13 protein-coding genes are annotated in these 17,301 nt (G+C 72.3%); 10 read left to right on the forward strand and 3 right to left on the reverse strand.

The window, feature by feature from the left end; translation table 11 throughout:
• The first annotated feature begins 209 nt into the window (after window positions 1–209).
• The 9 genes from ACZ6JY_RS17060 (at window position 210) to ACZ6JY_RS17100 (ending at window position 10,926) form a co-directional block, all read left to right on the forward strand.
• Entirely contained in the window at window positions 210–2,051 is a 1,842-nt protein-coding gene (locus tag ACZ6JY_RS17060; RefSeq protein ID WP_469196751.1) for a peptide ABC transporter substrate-binding protein, read from the forward strand.
• Window positions 2,048–3,007, forward strand: a complete 960-nt coding sequence (locus tag ACZ6JY_RS17065; RefSeq protein WP_469196753.1) for an ABC transporter permease — start codon at window positions 2,048–2,050, stop codon at window positions 3,005–3,007. Before ACZ6JY_RS17060 ends, ACZ6JY_RS17065 begins: the two co-directional genes overlap by 4 nt.
• Complete coding sequence (locus ACZ6JY_RS17070) at window positions 3,004–3,921, forward strand: ABC transporter permease (protein WP_469196755.1); 918 nt, start codon at window positions 3,004–3,006, stop codon at window positions 3,919–3,921. Before ACZ6JY_RS17065 ends, ACZ6JY_RS17070 begins: the two co-directional genes overlap by 4 nt.
• A 27-nt stretch (window positions 3,922–3,948) precedes the next feature.
• On the forward strand, window positions 3,949–6,030 hold the full coding sequence (locus ACZ6JY_RS17075) for an ABC transporter ATP-binding protein (RefSeq protein WP_469196757.1): 2,082 nt from the start codon (window positions 3,949–3,951) through the stop codon (window positions 6,028–6,030).
• The gene (gene mmuM / locus ACZ6JY_RS17080) at window positions 6,027–6,974 is read left to right on the forward strand and encodes a homocysteine S-methyltransferase (RefSeq protein ID WP_469196759.1); all 948 of its coding nucleotides are present in this window, start codon (window positions 6,027–6,029) and stop codon (window positions 6,972–6,974) included. The genes ACZ6JY_RS17075 and mmuM overlap by 4 nt, the downstream gene beginning before the upstream one ends.
• A 119-nt stretch (window positions 6,975–7,093) precedes the next feature.
• The gene (locus ACZ6JY_RS17085) at window positions 7,094–8,179 is read left to right on the forward strand and encodes a WD40/YVTN/BNR-like repeat-containing protein (protein WP_469196761.1); all 1,086 of its coding nucleotides are present in this window, start codon (window positions 7,094–7,096) and stop codon (window positions 8,177–8,179) included.
• 33 nt (window positions 8,180–8,212) lie between these two features.
• Window positions 8,213–8,890, forward strand: a complete 678-nt coding sequence (locus ACZ6JY_RS17090; protein WP_469196763.1) for a uracil-DNA glycosylase — start codon at window positions 8,213–8,215, stop codon at window positions 8,888–8,890.
• Window positions 8,887–9,897 (forward strand): N-acetylglucosamine kinase, encoded by a 1,011-nt coding sequence (locus tag ACZ6JY_RS17095; protein ID WP_469196765.1) that lies wholly within the window; start codon window positions 8,887–8,889, stop codon window positions 9,895–9,897. Before ACZ6JY_RS17090 ends, ACZ6JY_RS17095 begins: the two co-directional genes overlap by 4 nt.
• A gap of 84 nt (window positions 9,898–9,981) precedes the next feature.
• On the forward strand, window positions 9,982–10,926 hold the full coding sequence (locus ACZ6JY_RS17100) for a sirohydrochlorin chelatase (RefSeq protein ID WP_469196767.1): 945 nt from the start codon (window positions 9,982–9,984) through the stop codon (window positions 10,924–10,926).
• A gap of 94 nt (window positions 10,927–11,020) precedes the next feature.
• On the opposite strand, the gene ACZ6JY_RS17105 is transcribed toward ACZ6JY_RS17100, so the two are convergent.
• From ACZ6JY_RS17105 to ACZ6JY_RS17115, 3 genes are all read right to left on the reverse strand, one after another.
• Window positions 11,021–12,061 (reverse strand): lactonase family protein, encoded by a 1,041-nt coding sequence (locus ACZ6JY_RS17105; RefSeq protein ID WP_469196769.1) that lies wholly within the window; start codon window positions 12,059–12,061, stop codon window positions 11,021–11,023.
• 463 nt (window positions 12,062–12,524) lie between these two features.
• The gene (locus tag ACZ6JY_RS17110; protein ID WP_469196771.1) at window positions 12,525–14,033 is read right to left on the reverse strand and encodes an FUSC family protein; all 1,509 of its coding nucleotides are present in this window, start codon (window positions 14,031–14,033) and stop codon (window positions 12,525–12,527) included.
• Between the two features lie 216 nt (window positions 14,034–14,249).
• A complete protein-coding gene (locus tag ACZ6JY_RS17115; protein ID WP_469196773.1) occupies window positions 14,250–16,520 on the reverse strand; it encodes a catalase in 2,271 nt (756 codons plus the stop codon).
• A 225-nt stretch (window positions 16,521–16,745) separates the two neighbouring features.
• Here ACZ6JY_RS17115 and ACZ6JY_RS17120 point away from each other — a divergent pair, with 225 nt between their 5' ends.
• Window positions 16,746–17,282, forward strand: coding sequence for a cysteine hydrolase family protein (locus ACZ6JY_RS17120; protein ID WP_469196775.1), 537 nt, complete (start codon window positions 16,746–16,748; stop codon window positions 17,280–17,282).
• Window positions 17,283–17,301: the final 19 nt, after the last annotated feature.

Raw genomic sequence — 17,301 nt, forward strand, 5'->3', positions numbered from 1 at the left:
GCGCTCGTTCGTCTAGTTCATTCGGCGAGTTCATTCGGTGACAAGAGGAACACTAGAACTGATCGAAGCAAGTTGGCTACCCCGGCCGATCTTCCGGTTCTTGTCGAATGAAGCTATTGACTTGTTTTTCATCTGCGGCCTAGCGTTCGGGCGCCGCCCCGTCGTTCTCCGGCACGGGACCGGCCCGTACCCCTTGGAGGCCCATCGCCATGCGTTCACTCCGGTCCGCGGCGGCAGCGCTGCTCGTCCTCGTGGTGGCCCTCACCGGCTGCACCCGCGAGGGCGGCAGCATCGACATGGGCCCCACCGGCGGCACCCCCGTCGAGGGCGGCACCGCGACCATGGCACTGCCGCCGGCCGCGACGCCCAACTGGATCTTCCCGATCGGCGCGCCCGGCTACGGGGGCTCCTACAACTACGCGATCTACTCGCTGATGTTCACGCCGGTGTACGACGCCGTGCAGGACGAGGCGAAGGGCGAGCTGACCACGCACGGCCCCGGCACGCTGGGCCTGGAGCCGAAGTACGGCGACGGCAACAAGACCGTCACCGTGCCGCTGCGCGAGGGCGTCACATGGTCCGACGGCAAGCCGGTCACCGCACGCGACATCGAGTTCTGGTTCCGCCTCGTCAAGGCCAACAAGGCGGACTGGGGCAGCTACTCGGTGGGCACCATGCCGGACAACGTCAAGCGGTTCGAGACCCTCGACGACCACACCGTACGGCTGCACCTGACGCGCGCGTACAACCCCGACTGGTTCACCGCCAACCAGCTCTCCCTGCTGCGGGCGCTGCCCCAGCACGCCTGGGACGCGAAGACCGACGGCGGCAGGATCGGGGACTGGGACCGCACGCCCGCGGGCGCCAAGGCCGTCTTCGCCCGCCTCACCCGGCACGCGAAGAGCCTCGGCTCGTACGCCACCGATCCGCTCTGGAAGACGGTCAACGGGCCGTGGAAGCTGGCCGGCTGGCGCGACAGCGGCCAGGTCACCATCGTGCCGAACGAGAAGTACACCGGCCCGAAGTCGGAGCGACCGCACCTGGACAAGGTGGTCTTCAAGCCGTTCACCACGGCCGACTCCGAGTACAACGTGCTGCGTTCGGGCGGCGTCGACTACGGCTACATCCCGCCGTCGGTGATGGCGCAGAAGGAGAAGTTCGAGGCCAAGGGCTACCGCGTCGATCCCTGGGAGGGCTGGGCGGCGACGTACATCGTCTACAACTTCAACTCCACGCGCGGCGGCCCGCTGATGGACCAGCTCTACATCCGCCGGGCCATGCAGCACCTCGTCGACCAGAAGTCGATGAGCGACGTCATCTGGCAGGGCAGCGCCACGCCGACGCTCGGCCCCGTGCCGGTCACCCCCAAGAGCCAGTACCTCTCCAAGGCCATGGAGAAGAACCGGTACCCCTTCTCCGTCGGCACGGCCAAGCGGCTGCTCACCGGCCACGGCTGGCGGATCGAGGACGGCACCGCACGCTGCGTACGCCCCGGGACCGGCGACGACGAGTGCGGCAAGGGCATCGGGAAGGGCACTCCGCTGGAGCTGACCCTGCTCTCCCAGTCCGGCTCCACCGAGACGACGAACATGATGCAGGAACTCAAGTCCTCGCTCTCCAAGGCGGGCATCGACCTGACCGTCCGCCAGCAGCCGCTCAACTCCGTGCTCGGCAACTCCGTGCCCTGCGCGGCGAAGGACCCCGGCTGCGACTGGGACATGTCCTTCTTCGGCACCGCGGGGAGCTGGTACTACCCGCTCAACCCCAGCGGTGAGCAGCTCTTCTCCACCGGAGCCTCCGCCAACTTCGGCAACTACAGCGACAAGAGGGCCGACCGCATCATCCGGGGCGTGCAGTACTCCCCCGACATGACGGCCGTGCACGAGTACGGCGAGTACCTCGCCGAACAGCTCCCGGTGATGTGGATGCCCAACCCCGCCTACCAGGTCTCGGTGATCCGCAACGACCTGCGCGGGATCGAGCAGAACCCGACCGTCACCTTCTCGCCCCAGCACTGGTACTACGTCAAGAAGAAGGGGGCCGAGAAGTGACCGGCTTCACCGGCTTTCTGGTCAAGCGCTTCCTCCAGGCGATCGTCGTCCTCTTCCTCGTCTCCGTCATCGTCTTCGTGCTCCTGCACCTGCTGCCGGGCGGCCCCGCGCGCGCCATCCTCGGCCCGAAGGGCACCCCGCAGCAGATCGAGCACTTCAACCACCAGCAGGGGTACGACCGTTCGCTGCCCACGCAGTACCTGATGTACCTGAAGCGCCTGGTCACCGGCGACCTCGGCGAGTCCTTCAAGCTCAACTCGCCCGTCCTCGACCTGCTGAGGCAGCGTCTGCCGAAGACCCTGCTCCTCACCGTCCTTTCGACCGCCCTCGCCGTGATCATCGCCGTACCCCTCGGCCTGCTCCAGGCCGTCCGGCGCGGCAAGGCGTCCGACTACGCGCTGACCGGGCTCACCTTCCTGCTGTACGCGACGCCCGTCTTCTTCCTCGGCCTCATCATGATCATCCTGTTCGCGCAGGTCATGCCGGTCTTCCCGGCCGAGGCGCCACAAGGTGAGACCATCACCGACCTGCTCGGCGACTTCACCGGACTGATCCTGCCCGTGGTCACCATGGCCTTCGGCATCATCGCGATGTTCAGCCGCTACATGCGCTCCGCCGTGCTCGACAACCTCACCGAGGAGTACGTCCGTACCGCCATGGCCAAGGGCCAGTCGAGCCGCCGCATCATGGTCAGGCACGTCCTGCGCAACGCCCTGATCCCCCTCGCGACGCTGCTCGGCCTCTATCTGCCGACCCTCTTCAGCGGCGCCCTCGTCGTCGAGTCGATGTTCAACTACCCCGGCATGGGGCTGCTGTTCTGGAACGCGGCGCAGGGCTCCGACTTCCCCGTACTGCTCGGCGTGACCCTCGTCGTCGGCATCGCCACCGTCGTCGGCTCCCTGCTCACCGACATCCTGTACGCCGTCCTCGACCCCCGGATCCGGAGCGTGGCATGAGTAGCACCGCCGTCCCTGTCACCGGCCCCGGGGCCGCTCCGGGGAACGAGGAGGCCGCGCGGGCCACGCCCTCGCTCGCCCGCCGCACCCTGCGGGTCTTCACCGGCAACAAGCTCGCCCTGACCGGCGTGGTCGTCCTGCTCCTGCTGCTCGCCTTCAGCTACCTCGGGCCCCTGGTGTACGACACCGAGCAGGTCCACACCGACCTCTCCCGGGCCAACCTGCCGCCCGGCAGCCCCGGTCACCTCCTGGGCACCACCGACCTCGGGTACGACATGATCGGCCGCCTGATGGTGGCCGGGCAGACCTCGCTGGAGATCGGCCTGGCGGCGGGGCTCCTCGCCACCCTCTTCGGCACCGTCTACGGCGCCGTCTCCGGGTACTTCGGCGGCTGGACCGACGCCGCCATGATGCGGATCACCGACGCGGCGCTCGCCATCCCCGCCATGTTCCTGCTCGTCGTGGTCGCCGCCATCATCACGCCCAGCAAGGGCGTTCTGATCATGATCATCGCGGCCGTCGCCTGGCTCTCCCCCGCCCGCCTGGTGCGCGGCGAGGCGCTGTCCCTGCGCAACCGCGAGTACGTCCAGGCCATGCGGATGATGGGCGGCGGCGGCGCGCGGGCCGTCTTCAAGCACATCGTGCCCAACGCCATCGGCACCGTCATCGTCAACTGCACCTTCCAGATAGCCGACGCGATCCTCTACGTCAGCTACCTCGCCTTCCTCGGGCTGAGCATCCCGCCGCCCTCCGCCGACTGGGGCTCCATGCTCTCCGCCGGCATCACCTACACCCAGAACGGCTACTGGTGGCTGATCTTCCCGCCGGGCATCGCGATCGTGCTGGTCGTCGCCGCGTTCAACTTCATCGGTGACGGGCTGCGGGACGCCTTCGAAGTCCGGCTGCGGAAGTAAGGGAGAACCACAGAGATGACCGCGGACATGACCGCAGACACGGCCGGCACCCGGAGCGGCGACCCGCTGCTCACCATCGAGGACCTGCACGTCGACATCGCCTCGCGCGAGCGCACCGTCCACGCCCTGGACGGCGTCTCCCTGAGCCTCGCCCCCGGCGAAGCCCTCGGCATCGTCGGCGAATCGGGCAGCGGCAAGACGATGACCGCCCTGAGCGTCCTCGGCCTGCTCCCGCCGGGCGGCGAGATCACCGGCGGCCGGGTCCTCTTCGACGGCCAGGACCTCGCCTCGGCCCCCGCACCCGTCCTCCAGGACGTACGCGGGAACACCATCGGCATGGTCTTCCAGGACCCCTTGACCTCCCTCAACCCGACCATGACCATCGGCGCCCAGGTCGCCGAGCCGCTCCTGCTGCACCGGCCCGGCATCGGCAGGAAGGAGGCGTGGAGCCGCGCCGAGGAGATGCTGCGCCTGGTCGGCATGCCGCAGCCCGCCGAGCGCATGAAGGCCTACCCGCACCAGCTCTCCGGCGGCATGCGCCAACGCGTCGCGATCGCCATGGCCCTGGTCTGCGAGCCGAAGCTGCTGATCGCGGACGAGCCGACCACCGCGCTCGACGTGACGACACAGCACCAGATCCTCGAACTCGTCGACGACCTGCGCTCCCGCCTGGGCATGGCGATGATCCTCGTCACCCACGACCTCGGGGTCATCGCCAACCGCGTCGACCGCGTCGCCGTGATGTACGCGGGCAAGGTCGCCGAGCACTCCGGCGTGCGCGACCTCTTCGAACGCCCCCGCCACCGCTACACCGAGGCCCTCTTCGCCGCGCTGCCCGAGCGGGCCGCCGGCAGCGGCACCGAGCTGCACACCATCCCCGGCCTGCCGCCGAGCCTCGTCACGCGCCCGGCAGGCTGCCGCTTCGCACCGCGCTGCTCCTTCGCCACCGACGAGTGCCACAGCGAGGAACCGTGGCTCACCGGCGACGGGACGGGGGGCACGGAGCACCGCTTCGCGTGTTTCCACCCGGTCCCCGACGAGGCCGCTCCGGACGCGGACGTCGTGCGGCCCGCGCCCGCGCCGCCGGCCGCCGCGCCGGGTGACGTACTCCTCGAACTCGACACGCTGGTCAAGGAGTTCCCGCTCAAGGGCGGCGCGTTCTCGCGCGGCCGGGGCACCGTCAGCGCGGTCGGCGGGGTGTCGCTCACCATCCGCAGGGGCGAGACGTTCGGCATGGTCGGCGAGTCGGGCTGCGGGAAGACCACGCTCGGCCGGATCGTCGCGGGCCTGGAGGAGCCGACCGCGGGAGCCGTGCGCTTCGAGGGCGCCGATCCGTCCCGGATGTCCCGGGCCGAGCGGCGCGCGCACCGGCGCCGCGTCCAGCTCATGTTCCAGGACTCCACCGCCGCGATGGACCCCCGGATGCGGGTCGGCGAGATCCTGCGCGAGCCCCTGGTCATCCAGGGCGTCGGGGGCCGGGCCGAGCAGGAGGAACGGGTCGCGGAACTGCTCGACGCGGTCGGTCTGCCGCGCGGCGCCGTGCACCGCTACCCGCACGAGTTCTCCGGCGGCCAGCGGCAGCGCCTGGGCCTGGCCCGCGCGCTGACGCTCTCGCCCGACCTGGTCGTCGCCGACGAGCCGGTCTCCGCGCTCGACGTCTCCGTGCAGGCGCAGATCCTCAACCTGATGCGGGAGCTCCAGCGCGAGCGCGGCCTGACCTATCTGTTCATCTCGCACGACCTGGCCGTCGTACGGCACCTGGCGGACACGGTCGGCGTGATGTACCTCGGCAAACTGGTGGAGGCGGGGCCCGCCGAGCGGGTGTACGCGCAGCCGCTGCACCCGTACACGCGGGGCCTGCTCGACACGGTCAACCTGCCGGTGGTCTCGACGGGGGACGGCGACCGGAGCGGACTCTCCCCGCTCAAGGGCGAGACCCCCTCGGCTGCCGCGCCGCCCTCCGGCTGCCGCTTCCGCACCCGCTGCCCCCTCGCCCAGGACATCTGCGCCACCACCGAGCCCGAGGCCGGCACGCCGCACGGCGGCGCGCACCAGGTGGCCTGTCACTTCCCCCTGGCCGCCGCGCCTCGGCTAGCGTCGGCGGTGTGAGACTCGCGGATGCCCTGAACCACCGCCCGGTCGTGCTCGACGGCGGCCTCTCCAACCAGTTGGAGGCCGCCGGGCACGACCTGAGCGACGCCCTGTGGTCGGCGCGGCTGCTCGCCGACGAGCCGACGGCGATCGAGGCCGCCCACCGCGCCTACTACGAGGCGGGCGCCGAGGTCGCCATCACCGCGAGCTACCAGGCCACGTACGAGGGGTTCGCCCGGCACGGCATCGACGCCCGCCGCACCGCCGAACTGCTCCGGCTGAGCGTGGAGCTGGCGCGGCGGGCCGGCGCGGGCCTCGGCCGTGAGGTGTGGGTGGCCGCTTCGGCGGGGCCCTACGGCGCGATGCTCGCGGACGGCTCCGAGTACCGCGGCCGGTACGGGGTCGCCATGGCGGACCTGGAGCGCTTCCACCGGCCGCGCCTGGAGACGCTCGCCGCGGCGGAGCCCGACGTGCTGGCCCTGGAGACGGTGCCCGACACCGACGAGGCGCGGGCCCTGCTGCGGGCGGTGCGCGGCCTCGGGGTGCCCGCCTGGCTTTCGTACAGCGTGGCGGGCGGGCGCACGCGCGCGGGGCAGCCGCTGGAGGAGGCGTTCGCGCTCGCCGCGGAGGCGGAGGAAGTGATCGCGGTGGGCGTGAACTGCTGCGATCCGCGTGACGTCGGGGCGGCGGTCGCCGTGGCCCGGCGCGTCACCGGCCTGCCGGTGGTCGTCTACCCCAACAGCGGGGAGTCCTGGGACGCCGGGGCGCGGGCGTGGCGCGGCCCGGCGCGGTTCGAGCCCGGCATGGTCGCCGGGTGGCGGGCCGCGGGGGCGCGGCTGATCGGCGGGTGCTGCCGGGTGGGCCCCGCGGCGATCGCGGACGCGGCGGCCGAACTGTCGCCGCCGGACCGCGCGGGCGGGGACATGACGCCTGAGGCGCGGCGCCCGGGACACGGCGTGTGAGACACGGCCTCCGGGGACACGGTGTCCGACCTGCGGGAACGCCGGTCGAGGGGAGACTGTCAGTGGTGGGGTGCAGACTGACGGATACCTGAGACAACGACGTCGCGGAGGTGGCCGCCATGGCCGAAGTCCTTCTGTCCGTAGGCACCCGCAAGGGCCTGTTCATCGGCCGCAGGCGCGGTGGCGCCTGGGAGTTCGACGACAGCCCGTACTTCAACGCGCAGGCGGTGTATTCCGTCGCGATCGACACCCGTGGCCCGCGCCCCAGGCTGCTCGTGGGGGGTGACAGCGCGCACTGGGGCCCGTCCGTCTTCCACTCCGACGATCTCGGCCGGACGTGGACGGAGCCCGCGAAGCCCGCGGTGAAGTTCCCGAAGGACACGGGCGCGTCCCTTGAGCGGGTGTGGCAGCTCCACCCGTCGGCGGCCGAACCCGACGTGGTCTACGCCGGCACGGAGCCCGCCGCGCTGTACCGCTCGGAGGACCGCGGCGAGAGCTTCGAGCTGGTGCGTCCGCTGTGGGAGCACCCGACCCGCTCCCAGTGGGTGCCGGGCGGCGGTGGCGAGGGCCTGCACACCGTCCTGACCGACGCCCGCGACGCCCGTTCGGTGACCGTCGCGGTCTCCACGGCGGGCGTGTTCCGCACCCAGGACGGCGGTGCGAGCTGGGCCCCCTCGAACAAGGGCGTCTCCGCGGTGTTCCTGCCGGACGAGGACCCGGAGTTCGGGCAGTGCGTGCACAAGGTGGCGCGGGACGCGGCCGACCCGGACCGGCTGTATCTCCAGAACCACTGGGGGGTGTATCGCAGCGACGACGCGGGGGCCCACTGGACGGACATCGGCGGCGGCCTGCCCTCCGACTTCGGCTTCGCCGTGGTGGCCCACCCGCACCGCGGCGGGACGGCGTATGTGTTCCCGATCAACGCGGACATGGACCGGGTCCCCGCGGACCGCCGCTGCCGGGTGTTCCGCACGGCGGACGCGGGCGAGAGCTGGGAGCCGTTGAGTGCGGGGCTCCCCCAGGAGGACCACTACGGCACGGTGTTGAGGGACGCGATGTGCACCGACGGCATGGACCCGGCGGGCATCTACTTCGGCAATCGCAACGGCGAGGTGTTCGCGTCGGCCGACGACGGCGACACCTGGCAGTCGGTCGCCTCGCACCTGCCGGACGTGCTCTGCGTGCGGGCCGCGGCCATCGGTTGATCGAGGGCCGTGTGACGGCAGTAGGGTGACCGCGTGGCACCACGACCCTTGCATGAGATCGTCGAACCAGGCTGGGCCAAGGCCCTGGAGCCGGTGGCCGAACGGATCGCCGGGATGGGGGACTTCCTGCGCGCGGAGATCGCCGCGGGACGCACCTACCTCCCGGCGGGCCCGAACGTCCTGCGCGCCTTCCAGCAGCCCTTCGACGACGTCCGCGTCCTGATCGTCGGCCAGGACCCCTACCCCACGCCCGGTCACGCGGTGGGGCTCTCGTTCTCGGTCGCGCCCGAGGTGCGTCCGCTGCCCGGCAGCCTCATCAACATCTACCGCGAGCTGGGCGACGACCTGGGCCTGCCGCCGCCCGCCAGCGGTGACCTCACGCCGTGGACGCGGCAGGGCGTGCTGTTGCTCAACAGGGCGCTGACCACGGCCCCGCGCAAGCCGGCCGCGCACCGCGGCAAGGGCTGGGAAGAGGTGACCGAGCAGGCGATAAGGTCGCTCGCCGCGCGCGGCAAGCCGCTGGTGTCGATCCTCTGGGGACGGGACGCGCGCAATCTGCGGCCGCTGCTCGGGCAGTTGCCGTCGGTGGAGTCCTCGCATCCCTCGCCGATGTCGGCGGACCGCGGGTTCTTCGGCTCGCGCCCGTTCAGCCGGGTCAACGACCTCCTCGTACGGCAGGGCGCGCAGCCGGTGGACTGGCGGCTGCCGTGACCGCGGCCGCGTGCGTACTGGGCGTCGACTCGGGAGGCTCCGGTCTGCGGGCCGCTCTCGGGACTCCGGAGGGGGTGCCGTGCCCGGAGCCGGTGCGCTCGGCCGAGCCGGTGCGCACCGGGCCGCGCGGCATCGACGCCGGGCACTTCATGGAGCTGCTGCTGCCCATGGCGCGGTCCCTCCTGGCCGCGGCGGGCTGCGAACGGATCTCGGCGGTCGCGGTCGGCGCCGCCGGGATGGCGACGCTCGGCGACGACCTGCGGGCGCGGCTGCCCGCCGCGTTCGGCCGGGAGCTGGGTGTGGGGCGGGTGGCGCTGGCCGCGGACGCGGTGACGGCGTACGCGGGCGCGCTGGGTGACCGCCCAGGCGCGGTGGTGGCCGCGGGCACCGGGCTGGTCGCGGTCGGCACGGATCTCGCCGTGTGGCGTCGCGCCGACGGCTGGGGGCATCTCCTCGGCGACTGCGGAGGCGGGGCCTGGATCGGACGCGCGGGGCTCGAAGCGGCGATGCGGGCGCACGACGGCAGGCGGGGCGGTTCGCGGGCGCTGCGGGACCGCGCGGAGGCCGTCTTCGGTCCGCCGGCCGGGCTGCCGGGGCAGCTCTATCCGCGGGCGGACCGGCCCGCGGTCCTCGCCTCCTTCGCGCCCGAGGTCGCGGCCTGCGCGGCGGACGACGCGGTGGCGCGCGGCATCCTCCGGGATGCCGCCCGGCATATCGCCGAGGCCGCCGCGGCCGTCTGTCCGAAGGACGTGGTGAGCGAAGTGGCGCTCACCGGGGGTCTCTTCGCGATGGGCGAGCCGCTGCTCGGCCCGTTGCGCGGGGAATTGTCGGAGTCGCTGCCGGGGGCGCGGCAGGTTCCCGCCGCGGGCGATCCGCTGGACGGCGCCCTGCGCATCGCGGGCGACCTGGCGGCTGACCGGCTGCTGCTGCCGCGCGACGCGCACATGCTCTCCGTCCATGGGCAGGAAGAGCGGGGCGGGCAGGGCGGGCAGTTGACCTCTGCGTAATTCATCAGACAAAAACGGACTTATACCGCCCACCTGCACCCTCCCCGAACAGCGTAAGGCCGCAAGCCAGTAGCATGCGGGCGCATGAGCTCCCCCACTGGGCCCGCATCCGGCCTGCCCGTACGAATGCCGCGCCCCCGTCAGCCGGGCCGGCACCGCCGTCCGGAGCCCGTCGCGGCTCCTGAGGGCGCGCCCGCACTGGTTCTCGCCGTGCCGGGCGCCCCCAGCACCACCACGCGCAGCCTCGCCGAAGAGGTCGTGAGCATCGCCCGCTCCGAGCTGCCCGGCCTCGACGCCAGGATCGGCTACGTCGACGGTACGGAGGACGCCACCGTCACGTCCTTCCCCGAGTTCCCCTCGCTGCACTCCGTGCTCGCGCACGCGACGGCCGAGCGCACCGCCCGCTTCGAGCGCGCGCGCGAGGCCGGCGCCGAGGCCGCAGAGCCGGAGGGCCCCGTCGCGGTCGTCGTGCCGCTGCTCGCGGGCCCCGACAGCGCGCTGATGCGGCGCATCCGGCAGTCCGTCATGGACAGCCACGCCCCCGCCGAGCTGACCGATGTGCTCGGCCCGCACCCGCTGCTCGCCGAGGCGCTGCACGTGCGCCTGTCGGAGGCGGGCCTCGCCCGCGCCGACCGGGCCCGGCTGTTCACCGTGGCCACCGCGGCGGACGGCATCATCCTGGCCACGGTCGGCGGCGAGGAGGCCGTGCAGGCCGCCGGGATCACCGGCATGCTGCTCGCCGCGCGCCTCGCGGTGCCGGTGATGGCCGCCGCGCTCGACCAGGAGGGCGCCGTCGCGGCGATCGCCGAGCAGCTGCGCGGTTCGGGCTCGGCCCAGCTCGCCCTGGCCCCGTACCTGATCGGCCCCGAGCTCGACGAGGGCCTGCTCGACGCGGCCGCGAAGGAAGCGGGCTGCTCGTCCGCCGACCCGCTCGGCCCCTACCCGGCGATCGGCAAGCTGGCGCTGTCGAAGTACACGACGGCGCTGGGCATCGCCCCGCAGCAGCCTTCGGGCGCGCCGGTGCACTGAGCACTTCCCGTACGCGTGGCACCGCGCGTACGTACGCGGATGGGCCCGCCCCGATGTGGGGGCGGGCCCATCCGTGTACGCGGGCCGGGCGGGCTCAGCCGAAGATCACGCAGGAGGCTGCGGGCGCGTCGATCGCACCGGCCTTGCGGGGGATGCCCGTGCCCTGGTCGATCGTGAACCAGGTGACGTCACCGGAGCGCTCGTTGGCCGCGTAGAGGTGGCGGCCGGAGGGGTGGACGGCCAGGTCACGCGGCCAGTGCCCGCCGCACGGCACCGTGGCGGCGAGCCGGGGCGCCTCGTCCGGGCCGCCGAGGGCGAGGACCGAGATGACGTCCGTGCCGCGCGTGGCGGTCCACACGAACCGCCCGTCGGGGGCGACGACGACCTCGGAGGGGTAGACGTCGCCCTCGGGGGCGTCGGCGAGGACGGAGACCTCGCTGAGCGGCTTGAGGGCGCCGGTCTCCGCGTCCCAGGAGCAGGTGGTGAGGGTGGGCGCCAGTTCGTTGAGGAGGTAGGCGCGGTCGCCGTCCGGGTGGAAGGCGAGGTGCCGCGGTCCCGAGCCGGGGCGCACGGCGACCTCGCGGTGGAGGGTCAGACCGTCGTCGCCGAACGCGCAGACGCGCACGGAGTCCGTCCCGAGGTCGACGCTGACGGCCCAGCGGCCGCTGGGGTCGGCGAGGACCTGGTGGGCGTGCGGGCCCTGCTGGCGCTGCGGGTGCGGGCCGGACCCTGTGTGCCGCAGTTCGCTGGACGGGGTGGCGGCGAGGCCGCCGTCCTCGCGCAGCGGTACGGCGGTGACGCTGCCCGACCGGTAGTTGGCGGTGAGCAGGTGGCCGTCGTACAGGTCGAGGTGGGTGGGGGCCGAGCCGACCGGTACGGGCTTGCCGTCGAGCTCCGGCTTGTCCCCGTCGAGGCGGTACGCGGCGACGGCGCCGTCGGACGTCTCGCTGACCGCGTAGAGGATGTTCCCGGTGGGCGAGAGGGCGAGGTAGGACGGGTCGGCGACCGCGTCGGTGGTGCTGAGGACGGTCAGTGCGCCGGTGTCCGCGTCGACGGCCGCGGTGAGGACCCCGAAGCCTCCGGCGGCGGTGAAGGATCCGATGTAGGCCCGTCCGGCCTGCTTGCCCACGACCACTGCTGTCCCCTCTCGACCGGGGCGCCGCGTGCCGGGCGCCGCTCGTGCGGCCGACGCTAGCAGTGGGTCTAGACCAGGTGGGGAGGGGCGAGCCCGTGGTCACCGTGTGTGTCGCAGCTCACTCTCCCGCGCGGGCGGGCGGCGGAACATTCATGGCTGGTTCACCGTTCATCCATATGTGGCTGCGGAGGGGACAGTGTCCCCGGGCCTCACCTATAGCCCATGGGGAAGATCGTTCGGCTGAAGCCCCATGGAGCCTTTCGCCGAGAGGCGACCGCCCTCCGCGTGCCACTCTCTGCGGCCCCGGCTGGTCTCCCCCGTCCAGCCGGGGCTCTTTTCGCTTCAGCGCCGCTTCTGGGAGTGCAGGTACCAGGACACGGCGAGGGCGACGAGCACCACGATGATGAGTATCTTCATGACTCCCTGTTGCCCCGGACGGCACGTCTGAAGCCCCGCGGCGCGATCAGGCCCCGATCAGCGGTGTCCGCGGGGAGCTGTGCAGGGGGTCGGCCAGCTCGGCGAGGGCCTTCTCCAGGCCGTGCAGATGGGCGAGGGCCGGTTCGGCGACGGAGCCGTGCGGCACCTCGGCGGGCCCGGCCGCTCCGCGAGCGCCCCCGGCGGGCCCGGTCAGCGCCTCCACCGCGGACTCCACGCGCCAGCAGGCGGCGGCGAGCCGGTCGTCGTGGGACGCCTCGGGGTCCGCGGCGATCGAGGCCAGGCCGCGCACCTCGTCGGCGCAGGCGTCGAGCAGGGCGATGACCCGCCGGGCGCGTTCCTTGCGGGCCCGCAGCGGGCTGAGCGGGTGGACGAGCGGGGCGAGGGAGAGGCGCACCTTGCCGAGGAGCTGTTCCAGCTCGGCGACGCGGGGCGCGGGGTCGGCCGTCCCCGAACCGGCGAGCCGGGCCGCGGCCTCGGCGGTGCAGGCGTGCACGCAGCGCAGGGCGCGTTCGATCCAGGCGTGGGTGGTGGCATGCGTGGTCACGGGCAGGACGAGCAGCACCGCGAGGGCGGCGCCGAGGGCTCCCGCCCCGGTCTCGGTCACCCGCAGGGCGAGCAGGGCCGGGTCGAGCACCCCGAGCAGGCCGTAGAGCACGCCGGCCATGACGGTCACCGCGAGCATCATCCAGGTGTAGGAGACGGCGGCCGTGTAGAAGATGCCGAAGACGCTGACGGCGACGATGACCGCCGAGGGGACGGGCGCCCCGTGCAGCGGCACGGCGACGACCAGGCCGAGGGCGATGCCGATGACCGTGCCGAGTACCCGGCGGAAGCTGCGGACCAGGGTCTCCCCGCTGGACGCGGTGTTGACGAAGACCCACCAGGTGGCGCCCACGGCCCAGTACCAGCGCTGTTCGGAGAGCACCTGGCCGGCGGCGAGCGCGAAGGCGCCGCCCGCGACGGCCTGCACGGCCTGCCGTGTCGTCGTACGGGCGAGTCCGGTGCCGGGGTGGGGCGGCGGGACGGCGGCCGGGGGCAGCCCGCGTTCGTAGCACCAGGCGCCGAACCGGACGGCCGCCGCGGTGCAGAGCGAGAGCAGGACGGCGGCGAACAGCTCGGGGAGCTGGCCGGGGACCGTGTGCAGGAACTGCGTCGCGAAGAACATCATGAACGCGAACACCCCGAGGGAGTGCCCGCGCGGCCCCCAGCGCCGCGCGTACACGCCGGCTCCCATGACGGCGAGGAAGGCGGCGTCGCGCGCCACGGGCACGTCGTGCAGCAGGGCGGCGACGGCGAGTACGGGGAATCCGACGGCGGGCAGCAGGGCGGTGGTGACCGCCTGTCCCCGGACCGTGGCGTCGCCGACGGTGAAGAGGGCGAGCAGCGCGGCGAGCCCGCCCGTGATCGCCGCGACGAGCGAATGCCCGGCCAGGCCGCACACCGCCACCGCCCCGCCGATGCCGAGGACGGCCCGGGAGGCGAAGCGCAGCCGCATCCGTCCCGGATCCGGCGCCATGAACACCTTCTTCAACACTGTCTCTCCGCCCCTTTCGCGTCCGGTCCGTGCGGTTCGCCGCGGTTCTCCGAGAGGAACCCGCATGAAAAAGGCGCCGCGGAATCCCGCAGCGCCATCGACGACACCATCAGACCATCTGATCGCCCCCTGGCTCAACCGTGGCCATGCCCACTGGACCATTGGCCCACCACACGGCCATTTCACTGGACCGTGGGCGGGCCAACGGATCACGCGTCAGAGGGCCGGGCCGAAGCGCTCCCAGGCGCGGTGGCCGCCGAGCAGTTGGGTGACCGTACGCAGCACGGCGGTGGGTTCGCCCGTGGCCACGCCCGCGGTGCCGGAGGACAGGCCGGCCGATTCGAGGGCGAGCAGGCCCGGGCCCCAGGCGCCGAGGGCCTTGCCGTGCCGGAAGGCCTCCGTGACGAGGAGCAGCACCCGGGGGTCGATGCCCGCTCCGGCCGCCTTGTCGTCGACCTTGGCGTCGCGCGCCCCGTAGGCGTCGGGGGCCGGGGCGGGCGCGGCGGCGAGGAGGATGGCGTCGAACTCGATGGACCGCGCGGTGGTGAAGGTGCGCTGCACGGCGACCGGGTCACCGTCGAGCCCCAGCTTGCCGCCGGCCGGAGCGATGACCAGCGGGACCATGCCGGCGTCCAGGATCTCCTGGCGTACCGAGCGGACGCCGTCCAGGTCGGCGCCGTCGGTGACGATGCCGATGATGCGGCCGTCGACCGGCCACTCCTCGCCCACCTGGGAGAGGGCGGGGCTGGGCGCGACATCGGCGAGCGGGCCGATGGGCCGGGGCGCGGGCAGGCCGAGTCCCTTCGCGACCTGGGAGCAGAGCTCCGGGTCGATGTTGGCGAGCACCTGGAGTCCCCGCTCCTTGATGCCGGTCTCCCAGCACTTGCCGAGCTCGAAGGTGTAGGCGGCGGCGAGGTGTTCGCGCTCGACGGGGGTCATGCTGAGCCAGAACTGCCGGGGCTGGCTGAAGTGGTCGTCGAAGGTGACCGGCGCCTCGCGCACCTTGCGGGAGGCGGCCACCTCCGCGGGCACCTCGATGTAGGCCCCGGTGTCGGCTCCGGCGAGGAAGGGGCAGCCGCCGTCGGCGGAGTTGGGCCGGTAGGGCGCCACGCCCCGGTGCACGGCGGTCTGGTGCATGCCGTCGCGCAACATGTCGTTGACGGGTGCGTGGGTGCGGTTGATCGGGAGCTGCCCGAAGTTGGGGCCGCCGAGCCTGCTGATCTGCGTGTCGAGGTAGGAGAAGAGGCGGCCCTGCAGCAGCGGGTCGTTGGTGACGTCGATGCCCGGTACGAGGTGGCCCGGGTGGAAGGCGACCTGCTCGGTCTCGGCGAAGTAGTTCGACGGATTGGCGTTGAGGGTCATCAGGCCGATCGGGCGGACCGGCGCCAGCTCCTCGGGCACGATCTTCGTGGGGTCGATCAGGTCGATGCCCTCGAACATCTGGTCAGGGGTGTCGGGGAAGGTCTGGACGCCCAGCTCCCACTCCGGGTACGCGCCCGCCTCGATGGCGTCGGCGAGGTCGCGGCGGTGGAAGTCGGGGTCGACACCGCCGGTGATCTGCGCCTCCTCCCAGACCATGGAGTGGACGCCGAGCCGCGGCTTCCAGTGGAACTTCACCAGTGTGGTGGCGCCTTCGGCGTTGACGAGGCGGAAGGTGTGGACGCCGAAGCCCTCCATCATCCGGTAGGAGCGCGGGATTCCGCGGTCCGACATGTTCCACATCGTGTGGAAGGTGGCCTCGGTGTGGAGGGTGACGAAGTCCCAGAAGGTGTCGTGGGCGCTCTGCGCCTGCGGGATCTCGCGGTCGGGGTGCGGCTTGCCCGCGTGGATGATGTCGGGGAACTTGATCGCGTCCTGGATGAAGAACACCGGGATGTTGTTGCCCACGAGGTCGAAGACGCCCTCCTGGGTGTAGAACTTCGTGGCGAAGCCCCGGGTGTCCCGCACGGTGTCCGCGGAGCCGCGTGAGCCCAGGACGGTGGAGAAGCGGACGTAGACCGGGGTCTCGACGCCCTCGGCGAGGAAGTCCGCCTTGGTGATCCCGGCCGCGGAGCCGTAGCCCCGGAAGACGCCGTGCGCGGCGGCGCCCCGGGCGTGCACGACCCGCTCGGGGATGCGCTCGTGGTCGAAGTGGGTGATCTTCTCGCGCAGGTGGTGGTCCTGCAACAGCACGGGGCCGCGGGGCCCCGCCTTCAGCGAGTGGTCGGTGTCGTACAGGCGCGCGCCCTGGGCGGTGGTCAGGTAGGCGCCGTCCTGGGCGACCTTGTCCTGCGGCACCCCGGTCGCCTGTCCGGTGGGACTGTAGGTGTCCGGGCCGCGCTGGTCGGGCTTGGGCGGCAGCGGCTCCCGCGGTTCCGTGGGTTCGGCGACCGGCACGGCCTCCGGGCCGGGTGCGCCGGGAATCTCATTTCCCGTGCGCATGGCCTTCTGGACCTTTTCCACAGCCTTCTCCGCGGCGGCCGCCACCGGGTTCTTCTTCTCGCTCACTGGGTTCCGATCCTTCGACGGTACGGTGCCACGCGCAGGGTGAGTGGCACTGGGCAGGGGCGATATCGCGTGACGACGGGTACCCCGTCCCCCGGAGGGAGACACATGCACTGCGCCGTCCGGGGCGGGGCGGGGAATGCCGATTGGCCGGGGCCCCGCGGGGTACGCGATGGGCCGTCCCTGCCGAGAACATGCGACCGCCATCCGCAGTGCCATCATGGGCGCATGGGTAAAAGCGCGCTCATCGTCATCGACATGATCAATACGTACGATCACCCCGACGCCGAGCAGCTCATCCCGTCCGTACGCAAGGCGTTGCCCTCGGTCGTGGGGCTGATCGAGCGGGCGCGGAGGGAGGGTGTACCGGTCATCTATGTGAATGACAATTTCGGCGAATGGCGCTCCCATCACGGGGAGATCGTCGACACCGCCCTGTCCGGGCCGCATTCCGAGCTGGTCCGTCCCGTGCGGCCGGATGACGCGTCGCTGTTCGTGGTGAAAGCCCGTCATTCAATCTTCTTCGAGACACCGCTGACTTATCTGCTCTCCCAGCTCGACGTCGACCACGTGGTCCTTTCCGGGCAGGTGACCGAGCAATGCGTGCTGTATTCCGCCCTCGACGCGCACATTCGCCATCTGCGGGTGACGGTGCCCGAGGACGCGGTGGCCCATATCCACCCCGACCTGGCCCAGGCCGCGCTGCTCATGATGGAGCGCAACATGCACGCGGTCATCACCGACTCCGAGGGCGTCGCGTTCTGAGGGGCCGCCAACCTGAGGA

The sequence above is a fragment of the Streptomyces sp. NPDC046335 genome (genome assembly GCF_055587985.1).

Excerpts from the sequence above, each read along its gene's own strand:
- ACZ6JY_RS17085 (WP_469196761.1), top strand. The coding sequence starts at position 7,094 with ATGGCCGAAGTCCTTCTGTCCGTAGGCACCCGCAAGGGCCTGTTCATC.
- ACZ6JY_RS17120 (WP_469196775.1), top strand. The coding sequence starts at position 16,746 with ATGGGTAAAAGCGCGCTCATCGTCATCGACATGATCAATACGTACGAT.
- ACZ6JY_RS17075 (WP_469196757.1), top strand. The coding sequence starts at position 3,949 with ATGACCGCAGACACGGCCGGCACCCGGAGCGGCGACCCGCTGCTCACC.
- ACZ6JY_RS17060 (WP_469196751.1), top strand. The coding sequence starts at position 210 with ATGCGTTCACTCCGGTCCGCGGCGGCAGCGCTGCTCGTCCTCGTGGTG.
- ACZ6JY_RS17070 (WP_469196755.1), top strand. The coding sequence starts at position 3,004 with ATGAGTAGCACCGCCGTCCCTGTCACCGGCCCCGGGGCCGCTCCGGGG.
- ACZ6JY_RS17100 (WP_469196767.1), top strand. The coding sequence starts at position 9,982 with ATGAGCTCCCCCACTGGGCCCGCATCCGGCCTGCCCGTACGAATGCCG.